This window comes from Isoptericola sp. S6320L (assembly GCF_023015685.1).
Classification (GTDB): Bacteria; Actinomycetota; Actinomycetes; order Actinomycetales; family Cellulomonadaceae; genus Isoptericola; species Isoptericola halotolerans_A.
In genome coordinates, this window is sequence record NZ_JALKAT010000017.1 from 24,281 (window position 1) to 39,724 (window position 15,444).

Here is a 15,444-nt window from a genome sequence, read left to right on the forward strand (position 1 = left end):
ATCACGGCCTGATTCCGGACGGACAGAGACGCTCGTGCGTCAGGGAGCGGTGACGAAGACGTCCAGCAGCTCCGGGTGGTGGCCGTGGACCAGCACCCCGAAGACGACCGCGTCGAAGAGCAGGTGCACGGCCACCACGTAGGAGAGCGACTTGTATCGCGCGAAGATCCAGCCCTGCACCAGCGCGAACGGGATCGTCAGCGCCGGCCCCCACTCGCGGTAGCCGAGCTCCCACAGGAACGACACGAACACCATCGCCTGCAGCACGTTGGCGGCCTGCACCGGGAAGTGCCGGCACAGCAGGGCGAACACGACGCAGATGAAGAACAGTTCGTCCCACAGCCCGACGGCGTTCACGCCGACGAACAGCCGCGCGATGTCGGTGTCGCCCTCCAGCGACGGCCAGTTGAGGTACGCCCCGGACCCGAGGAAGTACGGCGGCAGGATCAGGTAGCCGATGACCACCACGGCCGCGAGGTAGATCCACTGCCCTCTGGTCCAGCGCCGTCCCGTGGCGACGGGGAAGCGCACCGCACCCGCGCCGTCGTCGTCCCGCAGGACGAACCGGGACAGCGCCCACGGCACCAGCACGGCCAGCGAGAGCGCGACGGTGAACCGCGTCATCCCGGCGTTCGAGAGGTCTGCCGCGAGAGGGATGGCCGACACGATCGCCATGCCCGCCGCGATGAGCGCGAGGTGCTTGCCCAGCGCCCGGTCCACCAGCAGCCCGAGCAGGACGCCAGCCACGAGGGGCACGTAGCCCAGCGGACGGACGTGCACGGCGAACAGGAGGATGGCGGAACCGCAGACGAGCACGGCGGCGGCGTAGCGGGCGACCATGAGCGCACCCTACCGACGGGGGCGGGCAGCCCGAGGGAAGGCGCCGTCAGGTTCGTCAGGGCGCTCGGCCTGCGCCGTCGGGGTCACGCCCGCACGGCCGCGACGACGCCGAGCACGAGCCCCCAGAAGACGAGACCGACACCGACGGCGATGAGCAGCCCGTGCGCGCCCGTCGAGCCGCGCCGCGCCGTCCACACCGACCTTGCGGCCAGCGCGACGCCGAGCACGACCAGGACAGCCCCCCACCACAACATGCGCCCTATGGTGCGTGATTCTGATTGCCCGTGCATCCTGAGGTCTTTGCCCGTATTGCCCGGATGCCTGCTGGGCCGCGTCACACGCCCGTCACACGCCCGAATGTTGCCTGCATCACAGAAGGGCTATCTTGCGAGGGACCTCCGGCGACGGAAGGGCCACGACGAGGTGGTCCCCGGGTCGGGAGTCTCGTTACGGACCGAGACGAAGGGTGCGCTCACATGCGCTTACGGAAGCACCAGTCCAGAACCCGGCTCGCCGCCATCACCTCCGGCGCCGCGCTGGTCATCACCTCCCTCACCGCCACGGGAGCCGGCGCTGCGCCGGCGGACCCGGACGACCTGAGCCTCACCGAGTCGCAACCGACCGCGACGTCGCGGGAGGACGGCCCCAAGGCGCCGACCAGCGCGCTCGTCGAGACGCCGAAGAAGCTGCTCTCGCTGAGCTCGAGCAAGAAGGTCCCCGTCCTGGTCAAGTACGACTACGACGCCGTGGCCTCCTACGACGGCTCCATCCCGGAGTACGACGCCACCAGCCCGGCCGTGACCGGCGAGCCGCTGACCGAGGACGCGCCCGCGGAGAAGCGCTATCGCGGATACGTCAAGAAGCAGGAACGCTCGATCACCGCCGACGTCACCGACGCCGTCCCCGCCACCGAGGTCGTGGACACCTTCGACGTGGTCTACGGCGGCATCGCGGCGCTCGTCCCCGGCGACGACATCCCGGCGCTGCTCGACGTGCCCGGCGTCGTCGCCGTGCAGGAGAACACCCTCGAGAAGCCGCTGACCGACTCCAGCACCGACTTCATCGACGCGCCCGCGGCCTACTCCGAGCTGGGCACCACCTCCGAGGCCGGCGACGGCCTGGTGCTCGGCAACATCGACACCGGGCTGTGGCCGGAGCACCCGTCGTTCGCCGACGACGGCAACCTCAGCCCGTACGACGGCCCGCCGGTGGCCTGCAACTACGGCGACAACCCGCTGACCGCCGCGGTCGACCCGTTCGAGTGCAACGACAAGCTCATCGGCGGGTACTCGTTCACCGAGCTGTACGACCTGCTCGACCCGGAGGGGTACCTGTACGAGGGCACCGCCCGGGACGCCGAGGGCCACGGCTCGCACACCTCCGGCACCACGGCGGGCAACGTCGTCGAGGACGTCCAGACCATCGGGCCCGAGCTCGAGCGGATCCAGGGCGTCGCCCCCGGCGCGAAGATCATCGAGTACAAGGCGCTCGGCCCGGGCGGCGGCTACACCTCCGACCTGGTGGCCGCGGTGCAGCAGGCGATCGTCGACGACGTCGACGCGATCAACTACTCGATCTCCGGCGGCAGCACCGTCACCGACCCGATCGAGATCGCGTTCCTCAACGCCTACGACGCCGGCATCTTCGTCGCGGCGTCCGCGGGCAACTCCGGCCCTGCCGCGGCGACGTCGAACCACGTGAGCCCGTGGGTCACCACGGTCGCCGCCTCCACGCAGACGCGCGAGTTCAGCTCGACGCTCACGCTGACCGCGGACGACGGTTCCACGTTCACCGCCGACGGGGCCTCCATCGTGGAGGGGGTCGAGGAGCCGCTGCCGGTCGTGCACGCCTCCGAGCCGCCCTACTCCGACCCGATGTGCCTCGAGCCGGCACCCGAGGGCACCTTCGAGGGCATGATCGTGCTCTGCGAGCGCGGTCAGAACGCCCGCGTGCTCAAGGGCTACAACGTGCTGGAGGGCGACGCCGCCGGCATGGTCCTCTACAACCCCACGCTCGCCGACGTGGCCACCGACAACCACTACCTGCCGGCGCTGCACCTCGCAGACGGCACCGAGATGATGGCGTGGTTCGGTGAGCACTCCGGCGTGACGGGGACGTTCACGGACGGCGCGCCGTCCGAGGGACAGGGCGACGTCATCGCGGCGTTCTCCTCCCGCGGCCCGGCCGGACCGTTCATCAAGCCGGACATCACCGCGCCCGGCGTGCAGATCCTCGCGGCCATGACGCCGACGCCGGAGGTTCCGGAGAGCGGCCCGTCCGATCAGTACTACCAGGCGATCAACGGCACCTCGATGTCGTCGCCGCACGTCGCCGGCGTGGGTCTGCTGCTCCAGGCGGCGAACCCGGACTGGACGCCCGGCCAGATCAAGTCCGCCATCATGACGCAGTCGACCACCGACGTCGTCAAGGAGGACCTGACCACCCCGGCCGACCCGTTCGACATGGGTGCGGGGCGCGTCGACGTCGGCGAGGCGCTGACACCGCCGTTCACGATCAGCGACACCACGGAGAACTTCGCGGCGCTGACCACGGACCCGGTGCACGCCGTGGACCTCAACATCCCGTCGATCAACGCACCGACCCTGCCCGGTCGGCTGACCACCACCCGCACGCTCGAGAACACCTCGGGCCGCACGCTCGTGGTGCGCCCGACGGCGGACACGCCCCGGGGCACGAAGATCTCGTTCAGCCCGCGGATCGCGACCGTGCGACCGGGCAAGAGCGTGGACTTCGACATCACCATCACGGACACCTCGGCCAGCGGCGAGCAGAAGTTCGCCGAGATCACGTTCCGCACCCAGCGGGGCGACGGCCACATCCCGGTGGCGTTCGTGCCCACCCAGGGGAACGTGGCGCTGACGCAGTCCTGCGAGGAGGAGTCGATCCACTTCAAGGACGACGTGACCTGCACGGTGACGGCGACCAACGAGTCGTTCAACGAGCAGTCGGTGTCGGCGACCACCACCGGTGAACGGGCGCTGCGGGGCAAGCACACGGAGACGGCGACCCTCGCGGCCGCCGAGCTCGGCGTGCCGAGCGTCGACACGCTCGACGCCTCCGGGTTCCTCGACCTCGAGAGCTTCGGCATCTCGCCGGAGGCCTTCGGGGACGAGACGCTGACGACCTACGACGTACCGGCCTACGAGTACAACGGCCGCACGTACACGTCGCTCGGCGTCGACTCCAACGGCTACCTGGTGGCCGGCGGCGGGACGTCGGAGGACAACAACTGCTGCGACCTGCCGGGCGGCGCCTCGTCGGCCCGCCCCAACTCGGTGCTCGCGCCGTTCTGGACGGACCTCAACAGCGAGGCCGGCGACGGCACCGCGGCCGAGGGCGTGCGGATCGGCAGCCTGAGCGACGGGGTGAACAGCTGGCTCGTGGTCCAGTGGGACATGTACGTCTGGGGCACCCAGGACGCGCGGTCGTTCCAGGTGTGGATCGGCACCAACGGTGAGCAGGACATCACGTTCGACTACGCCGAGCCGATGGCCTCCCCGGGGATGGACTTCCTCGTCGGGGCGGAGAACGCCGCCGGCGCGGGCGACATGGTGGCGGAGCTGCCGGACGGCAACACCCAGGTGGTCACCTCGACCGACCCGACCCCCGGCGGCAGCCTCACGTACGACGTGACGCTCGAGGCCAAGCGGCCGGGCAAGGGCGTGGTGCACACCGAGCTCGTGGCGGACGAGGTGCCCGGCACCACGATCGTCGAGACGCCGGTGAAGGTCACGGTGTTCAGGCACCGCGACTGACCGACCGGACGAGAGTGCGGCGGCCCCGTCGCCCGGGTAGATCCCGGGGCGGCGGGGCCGCCGTCGTCTGATCGGATGACTTCACCGCTTCGTTCGGCAGCTTCAGCTCCGTTCGGCAGTTCGAACGACCGAACGGAGCGCGAACTGCCGAACGAAGCACGCGACAGCGGCGGTATCTCCGTGACGCCGCCGACGACGCCGATCTAGCGTGCCGACATGACCGTTCAGCTGCTCGACGTCCCCGGCCTCGCGCCGACCGCCCCGTACGCCTACGCCGCGACGGCCGCCGCCGGCCACCGGCCCGTCCAGCTCGCCGGCGCCTGCCCGCTCGACGCCGACGGGCGGACGGTCGCCCCGGGCGACGTCGCCGCCCAGACCGCCCGCTGCCTCGACAACCTCGTCACCGCGCTGGACGCTGCCGGAGCCGCCCTCACCGACGTGCTCGGCACCCGCGTGCTCGTCGCCACCACCGACCGGCGCGACCTCCACACCGCCTGGCACGTGGTCGAGGCCCGGTTCGCCGAGCACGCCGTGCCGAGCACCCTGCTCGGGGTCACCGTGCTCGGGTACCCGGACCAGCTCGTCGAGATCGAGGCCTGGGCCGCCGTGCGCTGAGGCACCTCAGGCGACCTCAGCCGTCGTGCGGCTCGCGTCTGAGGTACCCCCGCCGTGCAGGACTGGGCGACCGGCCGATCCGCCGGACCCCACCTCAGCACGAGTGTGGAGTCATGCCGGAACGACCGGCGCACGGCGAGGGGAACATCATGAACCTGCAGGGACCTGCCTTCGAGGCAGAGCTGGCCTACCGACGCGAGCGTGCGGCGCAGTCGTTCGGCGCGCCGTCCTTCTGGGCCCGGTGGCGCGCGTATCGCGCCACCAGGGCGCAGGCCCGGCGCCCCGAGCTGGCAGCGCGAGCGCGCGAGGCCGTCGACCGCCTGGCCGACACGATCGACACCGTGGCGGACCGCACCGACCGCGCCGCCTGGGACGCCCGCATGGCTCGCCGGGTCGCGGAGATCGAGGCCGGCCTCGCCGCGCTCCGTCCCACGACCGACCGCACCCACCGCGCGGCGTGATCCCAGGCCCGACGACGACGGCGGACCGGGCTGCGGTCCCGGCCGAATTACCCTCGGCCGTTGTCGGTAGCGGGTGGGACGATGCGAGGGTGCGCCGGTCGTCTCAGATCCCTCTCATCGCTCGAGAGCACCAGGTCGCCGGGTTTCGTCGGTCCTTCGACCGCGCGGCCGCCGGTGAACCGGGAGTGCTCCTCGTGGGTGGCGACGCGGGCGTGGGCAAGACACGGCTGGTGACCCACCTCGCCACGCAGGCAGCGCAGACGGGTGGACGCGTCGTCGTCGCCCACTGCGTCGACCTCGGCGAGATCGGCATCCCGTACCTGCCGTTCACCGAGGCGCTGGGCCACCTCCAGCGGCCCACCGGGACGGACGACGACGTGGCCTCCTGCGTGGCCGAGCTGATCGCCGAGCGTCCCGCGCTCGCCCGGCTCCTCGACCCGGCCGGTCCCCGGACCGCCCAGGACGACCAGCACGCGGAACGTCTGCCGCTGCTCGACGGGCTCGCGAGCACCCTCGCGGCGGCCGGCAGGCCCGGTGCGCCGCTCGTGCTGGTGGTCGAGGACCTGCACTGGGCCGACCCCTCGACCCGTGACGTGCTGCGCTTCCTCGTGACGCGACTGCGCACGGAGCACCTGCTGCTCGTGCTCACGTACCGCAGCGACGACGTCGACCGCCGCCACCCCCTGCGGCCGCTGCTGGCCGAGCTGCACCGGTCCGAACGGGTGGACCACGTCGAGCTCGATCCCTTCACGGCCGGTGAGCTGCGCGAGTTCACCACCGCCCTCAACGACGGCCCGCTGCCCGAGGCCGACTTCACGGAGGTGCTGCGACGCTCGGAGGGCAACGCGTTCTTCGCGGAGGAGCTGGTCGCCGCCGGCCTCGCCTCCGGGATGCTGCCGTGGTCGCTCGCCGACGTCCTGCACGCCCGCATGCAGCACCTCGACCCGGGGGTGCAGCAGCTCGTGCGGCTCGCCTCGGTCGCCGGTCGCCAGGTGCGCGAGGACCTGCTGCGCGCTGCGGCCGAGCGCACGCCCGGGCTCGACGCCGCCACCACCGCGACGGCCCTGCGCGACGCCGTCACCCACCAGGTCCTCGCCGTCGAGGGCGCTCACCTGGCGTTCCGGCACGCCCTGCTCGCCGAGGCCCTCTACCTCGACCTCCTGCCCGGCGAGCGCACCGCCATGCACCTGTCCTACCTCGCGGCGCTGCTCGACTCCGCGGACCTCGGCTCGGCCGCGGAGCGCGCGCACCACGCCCAGCAGGGCCACGACCTGCCGACGGCGCTCGCCGCGTCCTACGACGCCGCCGTCCGCGCCCGGGACCTGCTCGCACCGACGGAGGAGCTCCGGCACCTCGAGCAGGTGCTCTCGCTCTGGGACTCCGTGCCCGACGCCGTCGCACGTGTCGGTGTCGACCGGGTCGAGGTCGCGCTCGACGCGGCGGCGGCCGCCTCGCGCAACGGTCAGCCCCAGCGCGCCGTCCAGCTCACGCGCCGCACGGTCGAGTCGCTCGACGCCGACCGGCGACGCCAGGCGAGCCTGCGGCACGTGCTGGCCCGCTACCTGCTCGATGTCGAGGAGGACATGACCGAGGCGACCCGCCAGACCGACCTCGCGCTCGCGGCCCTCCCGGCGGAGCCGACGGAGGACCTCGCCGCCACCCTCGCCGTCCGCGGCCGGATCGAGATGAACCGCGACGCCGACGACGCGGCCCGTGACTTCCTGGAACGGGCGGTCGACGTGGCCCACCGGGCACGCGCTCCCCAGGCGGAGGCCGACGCGCTCGCCTCCCTCGCCGTGATCGAGGTGGGCGACCCGGAGACGGCGGCCCGGCTCATCGAGTCGGCGATGCACCGCGCGATCGACGCCGGCAGCCTCGCCGCGGAGATGCGCTGCCGGTACAACCTCGCCACGACCTGGTACTACGCGGGCCGCCTGGACGACGCGCAGGAGCTGCTGCGCCAGGGACTGGCGCGAGCGGAGGAGACGGGCACGACCCGCAGCTCCACCGGCATCTCGATGCGCATGATCGCCGAGCTGCTGCGTTACGTGCGCGGGGACCTCACCGAGGCCCCGCGGCGCGACGGCGTCCCCGCGCTGGAGGCCATGGTCCTGGAGAGCGCGGGCCTGTACGCCGCGGTCGCCCGCGGCGACGAGCGGGTCCTGGAGCGGACCGCGGCCCTGCAGAAGGACTGGGACGTCGACGGGTTCGTCGCCCTGATCTCCGGCGGCTGCCGCATCGACGCCCTGACGTACGCCGGCCGGTACGACGAGGCGGTCGACCTCGCCGAGGCCGTCGTCGCGCACCTCGGCGCCGTGTGGAGCACCTACTTCCTCGGGCGTATCTGGATCTCCGCGCTCGCCCTGGCCGCCCTGGCCGACGCCGCGGAGGAGGCCGCCGTCGGCCCCGCCGATGCACAGCAGGCGGAGCGCCGGGAGGCCGGCGACGCGCTGCTCGCCGTGGCCCGCGAGACCGCTGAGCGGGGGCGCCCGCGCGGCGGCGTGCTCGGGCCCGAGGGCCGCGCGTGGCTCCGGCGCGCCGAGGCCGAGCACGCACGGCTCGCCGCCGCCACCGACGGGACGCCCGCCGATCCCGCCCTCTGGGAGGCCGCGGTGCGCGAGTTCTCGTACGGCTACCGGTACGAGACCGCGCGGTCGCGGTTCCGCTGGGCGCAGGCGTTGCGAGCCGTCGGAGACCGGTCGGCTGCCGAGCTGGAGGCCGCCGAGGCCCTGCACGAGGCGCAGGAGATGGGTGCCCGGCCCCTGACCGACACCGTGCTCGCCTGGACCCGGCGCGCCCGCCTCGCCGTCCCGGGCGCGCGCCGGGAGTCCTCGACGCTCACGGAGCGGGAGGAGCAGGTCCTCACCCTCGTGGCCCAGGGCCTGTCGAACCGGCAGATCGGCGAACAGCTCTACATCTCGACCAAGACGGTCAGCGTCCACGTGTCCAACGTCCTCGCCAAGCTCGGGGTCTCGGGCCGGGCGGAGGCCGTCGCCGTGGCCACCCGCCGCGGCCTGCTGGCCGTCTGACCCCTCGATCCCCGACACGGCGAAGGAGCCCTGCGTGAACACGCTGCCCGACACGAAGCAGATGCTGCTGCACTACCTGCACGAGGTCCGCGAGTCGCTCCTGTGGAAGACGGCGGGCCTCTCGGAACGGGAGCTGCGGATGCCGCGCACGCCCACCGGGACCAACCTGCTGGGCCTGGTCAAGCACGCCGCCAGCATCGAGTCCGGCTACTTCGGCGAGGTCTTCGGACGGCCCTGGCCGACGCCGCACGAGGTGCCCTCGGACGCCCTGCTCGAGGACGACCCGAACGCGGACTTCTACGCGACGGCCGACGAGTCCGCCGAGCAGATCCTCGACCTGTACCGTCGCGTCGCGGAGTTCGCGGACGCCACCATCACCGAGCTGCCCCTGGACGCGCCGGGCCGCGTGCCGTGGTGGGGCGAGCGGGGTGACGTCACGCTGGAGCGGATCGTCGTGCATGTCATCTACGACCTGAGCCGGCACGCCGGGCACGCCGACATCCTGCGCGAGGGCATCGACGGCGCCGTCGGCCTGATCCCGCGCGCCACCAACATCCCCGACATCGACCAGGACGCGTACGTGACGAAGGTCCGGTCGATCGCCGAGCAGTTCCCGGGCTGACCCGCGGGACAATGGTCCGGTGCAGTGCCCCCACTACGACGCCGGCCGGTGCCGTTCGTGCACCCTGATCCAGCTCGACCGCCCCACACAGGTGGCCGGCAAGGAGGCGCACGTCCGTGAGCTGCTCGCGGCGTACGACGACGTCACGTGGCTCCCGGCCGTCACCGGGGCCGAGAGCGGCTTCCGCAACAAGGCCAAGATGGTGGTCACCGGCACGGTCGAGGAGCCGGTGCTCGGGATCGTGGGCCCGCCGGGACCGTTCGCCGGGCAGAGCGTGGACCTCACGGACTGCGGCCTCTACCCGCCGGCCCTGCAGGCGGCGTTCGGCCCGTTGGCCGAGCTGGTCACCCGCGCACTGCTCCAGCCCTACGACCTCTCGCCCGCGGCGCAGGACGGTGGCGCGCCCGACGCCGCGCGCCGCCGCCGCAAGGTCACCCCGCGCGACGCCGCCCGGCGCGGCGAGCTCAAGCACGTGCTGGTGACCCTCTCCCCCGACGGCGAGCTGATGGTCCGCCTCGTGCTGCGCTCCACCGAGGCCGTCGCCCGGATCCGCAAGCACCTCCCCTGGCTGCAGGCCGCGCTCCCCGGCCTGGCGGTGCTCAGCGTCAACGTCCAGCCCGTGCACGCCGCGGTGCTCGAGGGCGAGCAGGAGATCGTCCTCACCGACCGCGAGACGCTGCCCATGGGTGTCGACGGCGTGACCCTGCACCTGCGCCCGCAGAGCTTCTTCCAGACCAACACCGAGGTGGCCGCGGCCCTGTACCGGCAGGCCCGCCAGTGGGTCGACGAGGTCGACCCGGGGTCTCTCTGGGACCTGTACTGCGGCGTCGGCGGCTTCGCGCTGCACTGCGCGGCACCGGGCCGGTCCGTGACCGGCATCGAGATCTCGGCGGAGGCCGTGGCGTCGGCGACGACGACGGCGGGCGAGCTGGCCGCGCTGCCGCCGGACGCCGTCGTCGGCGGGCAGGACGCCGCGTGGTGGCGCGACGCGATGGCGGACGTGCGGTTCGCCGCGGGCGACGCGACCGGGTTCGCGCTCGGGACGGACGCGGACCCGGAGCTGGTGGTCGTCAACCCGCCGCGGCGCGGGATCGGGACGGACCTGGCGCGGCGGTTGGAGGCCTCGAACGCGCAGCACGTGCTGTACTCGAGCTGCCACGCGACGACGCTGGCCCGCGACCTGGCCGAGATGCCGTCGCTGCGGCCGCGACGCGCCGTGCTGCTCGACATGTTCCCGCAGACGGACCACTACGAGGTGCTGGTCCTCCTCGAGCGCGAGGTAATACCCGCCAGCGCGAGGTAGTACCCGCCAGCGCGAGGTAGTGCCCCACCCCGTGAGGGAGGACGTCAGCCGTGGTCCCAGCGCCGCAGGACCGCACCCGGCGCCGAGCCCTCCGGACCACGCACGGTCACCTCGACGGTGCCGCGCTTGGCGTTCGCCGTCCACACACGCCAGTGGTCGTTCCAGCCGAACTCGGCCTTGGTGTAGCCCTCGACCGTCTCGACCGCGACGATCTCCGCACCGTCGGTCGCGACCACGCGGAACCACCCGATGCCCTCGACCGTGAGCGTCAGCGTGCGCACCTCGGGCTCCGGCTCGACGGGCGGTGGCGATGACGGGACCGGCGACGGGGACGCCGACGGCGGTGGACTCGTGGGCGCCGTCGTCGGCTCGGGCTCCACGGGGTCGGGATCTCCCGCCTCGGGCTCCCGCGTCGGTTCGACGGCCGGCGCCGTCGTCGGGTCCGGGTCGGGCTCCCGCGTCGGTTCGGCGGCCGGCGTCGCCTCCGGCTCGGGTTCCCAGACGGTCTGAGGCTGCGGCTCCACCGTCGGTCCGGGTTCGGGTTCGGGCTCGGCCGACGGCGTGGGCTGCGGCGTGCCCGACGCCGAGGGCTCCGGGACGGGATCGGGCGTGGGCGTCGGGGACGCCTCCTCGACCACCGGTTCCTGCGGAGGGTCGGACGCCTGGGCGGGGCCCGCGACCGCCGGCGGTGGGAGGTCCTGGGCACCGCCGCCCGGGATCCCACCCACGAGCGCGACCGCGGCCACGGCCACCGCGGCGACACCGACGCCGGCGGTCACCGCGACGGGGCGGCCGAACAGCTGCCGCAGGGCACGGGCGACCCAGTCCCCCGCGGCCGCGAGCGCCGCCCCGACCGGTCCGAGCCAGCCCAGCAGCCCGGTGTGCGCCGTGGCGGCGCCGGCCGCACCGATGACGACCGGCCCGGCCGCGCCCGCGACGGCGAGGCCTCCGGCGAGCAGCGGCGCCGTGTCCCGCAGCGCCCACGCGGCGTGGCGCACGTCGATGAACGCGCGCATGCACCCGGCACAGCCGAACAGGTGGTCCTCGAGCGACTGGCGACGCCCGGCGCCGAGCCGGTGGGTGACGTAGTCGTGGAGCGCGCCGCGCGTCTCCATGCACGTCTGGCGGCCCGGGGTGCGCGCGTGAGCGGCGGAGAGCGCGCGGCCGAGGCGGTCCTCCGCGGACCGCAGGCGACGCTTCGCCGCGCGCACGTGGAGGCCCAGCTCGCGGGCGACCACGTCGATGCCCCGGCCCAGCACGTGCTGTGACCACAGGAGCTGCTGATCCTCGTGCGGCAGGGTCGCCAGCGCCGTGCGGACGATATCGGGGTCGGCCGATCCGGCGGCGCCGGGGCCGTCGGCGTGCCCGGCAGCCGCGGCCACGGCACGCAGGCGCTGGACGGCGTCGTCGACGGCAGGATCGCTCCGCGGGGCCGAACCGTCGTCGGGAGCACGCTCCCGACCACTCCCTGACGCGCTCACGCGACCTCGCTCTCTGCCGGCCGACCGGCGCATCCCGTGCGGTCCCTACCCCGCGCCGGCCCATGATCGCAGGGCAACGCAGGGGGAGGGCAAGTCGGCCCAGCGGTGGCGGCGCCCGGGCCGCCGCACCGTCGACGAGAACCGCGGTGCACATTCGGGTTGACTGGTCGTGTGCCGCCCACCGCCCGTCCCCGCCCCTGGTCCCGCCTCGTCACGTGGTGGGCGTCGCCCGCGCACCAGACCGACGCCCTCCAGATGCTCAAGTCGGCGGTGGCCGCCACGGTCGCGTGGGCGCTCGCCGAGATGGTGCTCGGCCTGGAGCAGGCGTTCCTGGCGCCCTGGATGGCGCTGCTCACCGTGCACGCCACGGTGTACCGGACCGTCTGGCGCGGCGCCCAGACCGTCGTCGCCGTCGCAGCGGGCATCCTGGTCTCGTTCGTCGTCGTCGAGCTCTTCGCGGCGACCGTCTGGTCGTTCGGGCTGGCGATCTTGGTCGGCCTCGTCCTGGGGCGGGTCAAGGCGGTGCGGGACGAGGGGATCACCGTCGCGACCACCATCTTGTTCGTCATCACCTCGGGCTACGGCGTCCCGGACCAGCAGGCGATCGACCTCCTGCCGGACCGGCTCCTCGCCACCGCCGTCGGCGTCGTCGTCGCCGTGCTGGTCAACCTCGTCGTCTTCCCGCCGCTGAACGACCGCAGCGCCCAGCACCAGATCGACGACGTCGACCAGCGCCTCGGCCGGCTGCTCAGCGACATGGCCGAACAGATGCGCCGGTCGACGGAGTCGCAGGAGGAGGACGACTGGATCGAGCGCACCCGCTCGATCTCCGGCGACGTCGAGCACGCCTGGTCGCTGGTGCGCGGAGCACAGGAGGCGGGCCAGTGGAACCCCCGCCGGCGGAACCACCCGGACGACGAGGTCCACGACTACCCGCGCGTCCTCGTCCGGCTCGAGGAGGGGGTGGCGCAGGCGCGGAGCATCGCGCGCCACGTGCGGCGCTCGCACCACGACGCCCAGGAGTGGGACCCCCGGTTCCGCGACCGGTTCATCGAGCTGCTCGACGAGACCGGACGCCGGGTGGCGGATCCGGACGCCTCGGTCGCGGAGCTGCGCTCCGACCTCAGCCGCCTGGCGGACGACCTCTCCGACGAAGACCTCTCGGGCCGGTACTGGCCGCTCTACGGCGCGCTCATCGCGAACCTGATGGCCATCGTCGACGTCGTGGACGACGTCGCGACGGCACGGCCGGTCCGTACCTGACCCGGCCGTGCCGTCGGCACCGTCACACCAGGGGCTGCAGCGCCTCCGCGGAGACCAGGGACCACAGGTCCTTGGGGTCGGTCGGCTCGGCGATCAGGTCGACCTGCTGCAGCAGCCCGCGGGCCTCCGGGTCGGCGAGCATCGCCGCGTGCACGTAGCGCAGCGCGGTCCAGTCCTCGACGGCGAACCCCACGGAGTCGAACACGGTGACCTGGTCGGGGCTGGTGCGCCCGGGGGCGTCACCGGTGAGGATCTGCCACAGCTCGGTGATCTCGGAGTCCGGCGGGAGCTGCTGGATCTCGCCCTCGATCCGCGTCTGCGGCTCGTACTCGACGACGACGGCGGTGCCCGGCGCGGTGAGGATGCTCGCCTCGAGCTCGGTCTTGCCGGGGCAGTCGCCACCGATGGCGTTGACGTGCACGCCCGGTGCGGCGTCGGCGAGCATGTCGGCGGTGAGCACGGTGGCGTTGCGCTTGTCGGCCGTGCAGGTGGTGACGACGTCGGCGCCCCGGACGGCGTCGGCGCCGCTGGTCGCCTCGTGCACCTCGAAGCCGAGGCTGCGGGCGTTGCGCACGAGCTTCTCGCGCGCGGCGGGGTCCACGTCCCAGGCCCGCACGTGGGTGATGCCCAGGGCGGAGCGCATGCCGAGCGCCTGGAACTCCGCCTGCGTGCCGGTGCCGATCAGCGCGAGCGTGCGGGAGTCCGGCCGGGCCAGGGCGCGGGCGGCGAGCGCCGAGGTCGCGGCCGTGCGCAGCGCGGTGAGCAGCGTCATCTCGGCGAGGAACGTCGGGTAACCGTTGTGCACGTCGGCGAGCACGCCGAACGCGGTGACGGTCTGGAAGCCGCGCAACGGGTTCACCGGGTGGCCGTTGACGTACTTGAAGCCGTACGTGACGCCGTCGGAGGTGGGCATGAGCTCGATGACGCCCTCGGCGGAGTGCGAGGCGACGCGGGGGCGCTTGTCGAGCTCGGGCCAGCGGCGGAAGTCGGTCGCGAGGGCGTCGGTGAGCTCGGCGATGATCCGCTCGGGGCCGCGGGCGGCGATCCAGCGGGCGGCGGCGGGGACGTCCAGCAGGTCCACGGTGGTCATGCTCAGGCCTCCTTCGCGGGGGTCGGGACGGCGGCGCTCGGGGCGGGCCGCAGCTCGAGGGTGCAGCACTTCACCGAGCCGCCGCCCTTGAGCAGCTCGGACAGGTCGATGCCCACGGGCTCGAAGCCACGCGCGCGCAGGGCGGCGTGCATGCCGGTGGCGCGGTCGGTGAGGAACACGTGCCGTCCGTCGCTGACGGCGTTGAGCCCGAGCACGGCGGCGTCGGCCTCGCTCGCCTCGATGGCATCGGGGTACCGCTCGCGCAGCACCGCCTGGGACTCCGGGGTGAAGGCCGCCGGGAAGTACGCGATCTCGGCGCGAGGGCCGCCGTCGGGCCCGCTGCCGGCGGTGCTGAGTACCGTCAGCGCCGTGTCGAGGTGGTAGAAGCGCGGGTCGACGAGCTCGAGCGTGAGGACCTCGACACCGAGCTTCTCCGCGACCTCGGCGTGGGCGCCGCGCGTGGTGCGGAAGCCGGTGCCGGCGAGCATGACCTCGCCGTCCCACAGCAGGTCGCCCTCGCCCTCGTTGCGCTCGGCCGCCTGGCCGAGGCTGGTCAGTCCGCGCGCCGGGCCGGCGTCGCGGAGCCATGCCTCGTACGCGACGCCCTCGGGCTGACGCTCGGGGAACGTGAAGCGTGCGGCGAGGGCCTTGCCGCCGACGACGACGCCGCCGTTGGCCGCGTAGACCATGTCCGGCAGGCCGGGGACGGGAGAGATGACGTCGACCGTGTGGCCGTGGGACTCGTAGGCCGCCTTGAGGGCCTGCCACTGGACGACGGCGTACCCGGCGTCGACGGGGACGGTGACGTCCATCCAGGGGTTGATCGCGTAGACCACGTCGAAGTGGACGGGCGGGCACATGAGGAAGTGGCGCGGGGTCGCGGTGCGGTGCGTCGCGGTGGTCTCGGGCAGCGGCGCGGGCGCCGCGGGAGCGGCGGAAGGTGTGATCAACGTCATGCGGCGAC

12 protein-coding genes are annotated in these 15,444 nt (G+C 73.4%); 7 read left to right on the forward strand and 5 right to left on the reverse strand.

All coding sequences use genetic code 11. The annotated features are described in order from the left end of the window. Positions 1–39: 39 nt before the first annotated feature. The gene (locus tag MWU57_RS10835) at positions 40–840 is read right to left on the reverse strand and encodes a type II CAAX prenyl endopeptidase Rce1 family protein (protein WP_246909185.1); all 801 of its coding nucleotides are present in this window, start codon (positions 838–840) and stop codon (positions 40–42) included. 83 nt (positions 841–923) lie between these two features. Then, positions 924–1,094 carry a hypothetical protein gene (locus tag MWU57_RS10840; protein WP_246909186.1) on the reverse strand — a complete coding sequence of 57 codons (171 nt, stop codon included), beginning with the start codon at positions 1,092–1,094 and terminating at the stop codon, positions 924–926. 222 nt (positions 1,095–1,316) lie between these two features. Here MWU57_RS10840 and MWU57_RS10845 point away from each other — a divergent pair, with 222 nt between their 5' ends. The 6 genes from MWU57_RS10845 (at position 1,317) to rlmC (ending at position 10,646) form a co-directional block, all read left to right on the forward strand. Further along, positions 1,317–4,616, forward strand: a complete 3,300-nt coding sequence (locus MWU57_RS10845) for a S8 family serine peptidase (protein WP_246909187.1) — start codon at positions 1,317–1,319, stop codon at positions 4,614–4,616. Positions 4,617–4,832: 216 nt separating this feature from the next. Beyond that, positions 4,833–5,231 (forward strand): RidA family protein, encoded by a 399-nt coding sequence (locus MWU57_RS10850; protein ID WP_246909188.1) that lies wholly within the window; start codon positions 4,833–4,835, stop codon positions 5,229–5,231. A gap of 113 nt (positions 5,232–5,344) precedes the next feature. Next, complete coding sequence (locus tag MWU57_RS10855) at positions 5,345–5,692, forward strand: hypothetical protein (protein ID WP_246909190.1); 348 nt, start codon at positions 5,345–5,347, stop codon at positions 5,690–5,692. An 89-nt stretch (positions 5,693–5,781) separates the two neighbouring features. Then, positions 5,782–8,721 carry a helix-turn-helix transcriptional regulator gene (locus tag MWU57_RS10860; RefSeq protein WP_246909191.1) on the forward strand — a complete coding sequence of 980 codons (2,940 nt, stop codon included), beginning with the start codon at positions 5,782–5,784 and terminating at the stop codon, positions 8,719–8,721. Between the two features lie 34 nt (positions 8,722–8,755). Further along, on the forward strand, positions 8,756–9,343 hold the full coding sequence (locus MWU57_RS10865; protein ID WP_181340710.1) for a DinB family protein: 588 nt from the start codon (positions 8,756–8,758) through the stop codon (positions 9,341–9,343). A 19-nt stretch (positions 9,344–9,362) separates the two neighbouring features. Then, positions 9,363–10,646, forward strand: coding sequence for a 23S rRNA (uracil(747)-C(5))-methyltransferase RlmC (gene rlmC / locus MWU57_RS10870; RefSeq protein ID WP_246909192.1), 1,284 nt, complete (start codon positions 9,363–9,365; stop codon positions 10,644–10,646). 44 nt (positions 10,647–10,690) lie between these two features. Here the strand turns inward: rlmC and MWU57_RS10875 are convergent, their stop codons facing one another. Then, on the reverse strand, positions 10,691–12,127 hold the full coding sequence (locus MWU57_RS10875; protein WP_246909193.1) for a zf-HC2 domain-containing protein: 1,437 nt from the start codon (positions 12,125–12,127) through the stop codon (positions 10,691–10,693). Between the two features lie 171 nt (positions 12,128–12,298). Here MWU57_RS10875 and MWU57_RS10880 point away from each other — a divergent pair, with 171 nt between their 5' ends. Next, on the forward strand, positions 12,299–13,390 hold the full coding sequence (locus tag MWU57_RS10880) for an aromatic acid exporter family protein (RefSeq protein ID WP_246909194.1): 1,092 nt from the start codon (positions 12,299–12,301) through the stop codon (positions 13,388–13,390). A 22-nt stretch (positions 13,391–13,412) separates the two neighbouring features. On the opposite strand, the gene MWU57_RS10885 is transcribed toward MWU57_RS10880, so the two are convergent. Together MWU57_RS10885 and ddaH are read right to left on the reverse strand one after the other, a co-directional pair. Beyond that, a complete protein-coding gene (locus tag MWU57_RS10885) occupies positions 13,413–14,480 on the reverse strand; it encodes an ornithine cyclodeaminase (protein WP_246909195.1) in 1,068 nt (355 codons plus the stop codon). A gap of 2 nt (positions 14,481–14,482) precedes the next feature. Further along, entirely contained in the window at positions 14,483–15,436 is a 954-nt protein-coding gene (gene ddaH / locus MWU57_RS10890) for a dimethylargininase (RefSeq protein WP_246909196.1), read from the reverse strand. Positions 15,437–15,444 lie beyond the last annotated feature (8 nt).

Excerpts from the sequence above, each read along its gene's own strand:
- MWU57_RS10835 (WP_246909185.1), bottom strand. The coding sequence starts at position 840 with ATGGTCGCCCGCTACGCCGCCGCCGTGCTCGTCTGCGGTTCCGCCATC.
- MWU57_RS10840 (WP_246909186.1), bottom strand. The coding sequence starts at position 1,094 with ATGTTGTGGTGGGGGGCTGTCCTGGTCGTGCTCGGCGTCGCGCTGGCC.
- MWU57_RS10845 (WP_246909187.1), top strand. The coding sequence starts at position 1,317 with ATGCGCTTACGGAAGCACCAGTCCAGAACCCGGCTCGCCGCCATCACC.
- MWU57_RS10850 (WP_246909188.1), top strand. The coding sequence starts at position 4,833 with ATGACCGTTCAGCTGCTCGACGTCCCCGGCCTCGCGCCGACCGCCCCG.
- MWU57_RS10855 (WP_246909190.1), top strand. The coding sequence starts at position 5,345 with ATGCCGGAACGACCGGCGCACGGCGAGGGGAACATCATGAACCTGCAG.
- MWU57_RS10885 (WP_246909195.1), bottom strand. The coding sequence starts at position 14,480 with ATGACCACCGTGGACCTGCTGGACGTCCCCGCCGCCGCCCGCTGGATC.
- ddaH (WP_246909196.1), bottom strand. The coding sequence starts at position 15,436 with ATGACGTTGATCACACCTTCCGCCGCTCCCGCGGCGCCCGCGCCGCTG.